This window comes from Burkholderia sp. E168m23 (assembly GCF_016586125.1).
Classification (GTDB): Bacteria; Pseudomonadota; Gammaproteobacteria; order Burkholderiales; family Burkholderiaceae; genus Burkholderia; species Burkholderia orbicola.
Genome location: NZ_BCPP01001305.1, coordinates 1 through 1,480, shown reverse-complemented (window position 1 = coordinate 1,480; position 1,480 = coordinate 1). Strand labels below are relative to the sequence as shown.

Annotated in this window: 2 protein-coding genes; both read left to right on the top strand. The window is 72.0% G+C overall.

Translation table 11 applies throughout. The features are described from left to right. The first annotated feature begins 155 nt into the window (after nt 1–155). Complete coding sequence (thiL, locus tag JMF90_RS36780) at nt 156–1,154, top strand: thiamine-phosphate kinase (RefSeq protein ID WP_201316696.1); 999 nt, start codon at nt 156–158, stop codon at nt 1,152–1,154. Then, the coding region (locus JMF90_RS36775; protein WP_201326315.1) for a phosphatidylglycerophosphatase A at nt 1,144–1,480 on the top strand (337 nt) is incomplete at its 3' end. The genes thiL and JMF90_RS36775, both read left to right, overlap by 11 nt.

Here is a 1,480-nt window from a genome sequence, read left to right as displayed (position 1 = left end):
AGAATAACTGTTCGACGGCATTGTAGCGCCAATCATCGGCCGCCAGACCGGCGATTCGGGTGCAACAGTCGCGACAAAAATGAACTGGACGGTACAGGAGCGCCGTCGCCCGCCTCGTACAATGCCGTTCCTTCAACCGTTTCGGATCGCCCGCCGTGCCAGCCGCCCTCTCCGAGTTTTCGCTGATCGAACGCTTCTTCACGCGCCGCGCCGCGCTGGGCGCCCGCGCGTCGACGCTCGGCATCGGCGACGATTGCGCACTGATTGCACCCCGATCCGGGAAATTGCTGGCCATTTCGACGGACATGCTGGTGGAAGGCCGTCATTTCTTCCCCGATGTCGCGCCCGATGCGCTTGGCCACAAGACGCTCGCGGTCAACCTGTCAGACCTCGCGGCGATGGGCGCCGAGCCGCGCGCGTTCACGCTCGCGTGCGCGCTGCCGCGCGCCGACGCCGCATGGCTCGAGGCATTCAGCAACGGGCTGTTCGCGCTGGCCGAGCGATACGGCTGCGAACTGATCGGCGGCGACACGACGAGCGGGCCGCTGAACCTGTGCGTGACCGTGTTCGGCGAAGTCGCGCCCGACGCGGCGCTGCGGCGCGATGCCGCGCGCGACGGCGACGACGTATGGGTATCCGGCACGCTCGGCGATGCGCGCGCGGGCCTCGGCGTCGCCCGCGGCGAATGGACGGCCGGTGCGGATGAAGCTGCCGCGTTCCGGCGCGCGCTCGAGCGGCCCGAACCGCGCGTCGCGCTCGGCCTGGCGCTCGCGGGCGTCGCGCACGCGGCGCTCGACCTGTCGGACGGCTTGGCCGGTGACCTCCAGCACATCCTGACGCGCTCGAACGTGCGCGCCGAGATCGACGCCGACGCGGTGCCGCGCTCGGCGGCGCTCGCGACGCTGCCGGCCGACGTGCAGCGCCGCTGCACGCTGGCGGGCGGCGACGACTACGAACTGTGCTTCACCGCGCCGGCGGCGGCCCGCGCGGCGGTCGAAGCGGCCGGCGCCGCGGCCGGCGTGCGGGTCACGCGAATCGGTACAATACGCGCGTTGTCCGCGCCGTCGGCGCACCCCGCCATCGCGTGGCGCGACGCCGCCGGCGCGCCCCTCGCTCTCACGTTGCACGGCTTCGACCACTTCCATGCAGACTGATCCGACGCCCGCACACGCCGCGGCCGAGCCCGGCGCCGCGCCGCCCGCGCCGACCCGCGTGACGGCCCGCTTCATGCTGTCGCACCCCGCGCATCTCGTGTCGCTCGGCTTCGGCAGCGGGCTCGCGCCGATCATGCCCGGCACGTTCGGCTCGCTGTTCGGCTGGCTCACGTTCGTCGTGCTCAACCGCTACCTGACGGTGCCCGAATGGTGGGCGCTGATCGCCGTCGGCTTCGCGGCCGGCACGTGGGTGACCGGTTTCACCGCGAAGAAGGCCGGCGTGGCCGATCCGGGCGCCGTCGTCTGGGACGAGATCGTCGCGATCT